Below are 378 nucleotides of genomic sequence, written 5' to 3' on the forward strand. Positions count from 1 at the left end.
ACCGAAAAGCAGGTGCAGCTGATCCAGGATTTCCGGCCCGACATCATCATGGTCACGCCCAGCTACATGCAGGTGATCGTGGAGGAGATGCAGCGCCAGGGGATGGACCCGCGCGAGAGCTCGCTCAAGATCGGCATCTTCGGCGCCGAGCCCTGGACCGAGGCCATGCGCCGCGAGATCGAGGGCAAGGCGGGGCTGGATGCCGTGGACATCTACGGCCTGTCCGAAGTCATGGGCCCGGGCGTGGCCAGCGAATGCGTGGAAAGCAAGGACGGGCCGGTGATCTGGGAAGACCATTTCTATCCCGAGATCATCGACCCGGACACGGGCGAGGTGCTGCCCGACGGCAGCGAGGGGGAGCTGGTCTTCACGTCGCTG

Annotated in this window: 1 protein-coding gene; it reads left to right on the forward strand. The window is 65.1% G+C overall.

Annotation, left to right across the window (positions count from 1 at the left end):
* Window positions 1–378: AMP-binding protein (locus tag ACF8LI_RS02590; protein WP_392411970.1), on the forward strand; the 378-nt coding region annotated here is incomplete at both ends.

This window comes from Delftia sp. WSY_12 (assembly GCF_043104645.1).
GTDB classification, from domain to species: Bacteria; Pseudomonadota; Gammaproteobacteria; order Burkholderiales; family Burkholderiaceae_C; genus Comamonas; species Comamonas tsuruhatensis.